This is a genomic window from Sinomonas sp. RB5 (genome assembly GCF_054063535.1).
Genome location: NZ_JBSSGJ010000034.1, coordinates 1 through 1,954 on the forward strand (window position 1 = coordinate 1; position 1,954 = coordinate 1,954).

1 protein-coding gene and 1 pseudogene are annotated in these 1,954 nt (G+C 73.7%); one reads left to right on the plus strand and one right to left on the minus strand.

Annotated elements, in window-relative coordinates; genetic code table 11:
* Positions 1 to 204: pseudogene (locus tag ACVWWH_RS20115) on the plus strand (hypothetical protein); the annotation flags it as partial.
* Here the strand turns inward: ACVWWH_RS20115 and ACVWWH_RS20120 are convergent.
* On the minus strand, positions 183 to 1,952 hold the full coding sequence (locus ACVWWH_RS20120) for a redoxin domain-containing protein (protein WP_457317795.1): 1,770 nt from the start codon (positions 1,950 to 1,952) through the stop codon (positions 183 to 185). The pseudogene ACVWWH_RS20115 and the gene ACVWWH_RS20120 sit on opposite strands and share 22 nt — an antisense overlap.
* Positions 1,953 to 1,954 lie beyond the last annotated feature (2 nt).

Sequence of the window (1,954 nt, forward strand, 5' to 3'; positions counted from 1 at the left end):
CGCCACCACCCCGTGGAGCGCTGGGTCAAGCCCGAGGAGTTCGTCGAGCTGTCCCAGGAGGCCGAGGAGATCGGCTTCCTCGGCGTCATGAGCGGACCCCTCGTGCGCTCCTCCTACCGCGCCGGCCGCCTCTGGGCCACCGCCATGCGCAAGAAGGGGCGCACTCCTTCCTCCCCGGATTCCTACCCGAACGTGAACGAGTAGAGCTCGACGCCGGGGCTCGCCTCGACCTCGAGGGTCCCGGAGCGCTGCTGGTCCCCGTCGAGGAGGACGTACGAGCGCGGGGTGCCGCCCACCTCGACGGTGCGCTGGCCGTCCGGTCCCCTGACCGTGAGCTTCCCAGTGCCGCCCACCACGGCCTGGACCTGCTTGGCGGTGAAGTCCAGCCGCACGGACGGCTCTCCGGTAGGCGAACCGGCGGCGGCGGGCGAGGGGCCGGCGTCGTGCGCGGAGCCCGCGGTGATCCGCTGGGAGTCGAGCGTCCACGGCCCGGAGAGCGCGAACGAGCCCGGGCGCTGCTGGGCGGGGAAGGAGAAGGTGCCGGGGCCCGCGCGGTACGCCCCGGGGCCGGCGTAGGCGTTCTGCTTGGCCACCCCGAGGAAGGTCTCCGGGGTGGTCCCGGCCGCGACGGCGGTGCCGGCCGACTCGACGGGCTGGGGGAGCGCGATGCCGGGGTGGGCGTCGGTGAGCAGCTGCCGCACGAGGGCCTCGGTGGTCTGGTAGCCGCCCTCGCCCTGCTGGATGTGCCGCACCGTGCCGTTGGCGTCGATGAGGTACTGGGCCGGCCAGAAGCGGTTCCGGTACGCGGTCCAGGTCGCGTAGGAGTTGTCCATCGCCACGGGGTAGTCGATGCCGTGCTCCTTCACCCCGGCCTCGACGTTGCGCTGCTCGCGCTCGAAGGCGTACTCGGGGGTGTGGATGCCGATGACCTCGAGCCCGGCGGACTTGTAGGCGTCATTGAGCTGGACGATGTGCGGCAGGGAGCGCTGGCAGTTGATGCACGAGTAGGCCCAGAAGTCGATGAGGACCACCTTGCCGCGCAGGCTCTTCAGGTCCAGGGGCTGCGAGCCGATCCAGGCCGTCGCGTCGCGCAGGGCGGGCGCGGGGCCGCAGTCCTGCAGCGAGGTGGCGCCCTGGGTGCAGTTGGACAGCGCGCGGTTCTCGTCGGTGACGAGACCGCCGAGGTCCAGGGGTGTGCCCGCGGAGGGGCGCAGCTGGTCCTGGAGGGACGCCGTGTAGTCGGGGATGAGGCGCTGGAGGGTGGCCGGGACGTCGAGCGCGAGGCCCGCCGCGAGGGCGATCATGAGCGCGCCGGCTGTGAGGCGGATGCCCCGCTGGCGCCTGCGGAAGGCCTTGAGCCGCTCCGCGAGGCCGCGGCCGGCCAGGGCGAAGAACAGCAGCGGCACCGAGACCCCGACCGCGAACGCGAGGGTGAGCGCCACGGTCTCGGGCCCGATCCGTCCCGTGGCGCCCGAGACCGTGATGGCCGCGAGCACCGGCCCCGCGCACGGGACGAACACGGCCCCGAGCGCGAGCCCCAGCCCGAACCCGCCCCGGCGGGCGTCGACGCGGCGCTGCGGGATCCACGAGAACGGCTTCTCGAGCCACTCCTCGACCCGCGGGATCATGAGCCCCAGCCCCACCGCCGCGAGCACGGCGATGCCGGCCCAGCGGAGTACATCCTGCGGCAGCCCGAGCGCCGAGAGCGCGAGCGAGCCCAGCAGGGTCACGAGGCTGAAGCTCAGCACGAGCCCGCCGATGACCTGGAAGGGGCGCCAGCGGGACGCCTGCCGCGCCCCTCCGCCGAGGTCGCCCCGTGGGGCGGGCGACGCCGGGGCGGACGACGGCGCCCCCCTCCGCGCGCTGTCCAGCCCGCCGGAGAAGAAGATCACCGGCAGGACCGGGAGGATGCAGGGCGAGATGCCCGTGATGAGACCGCCGAGGAAGCCGATGA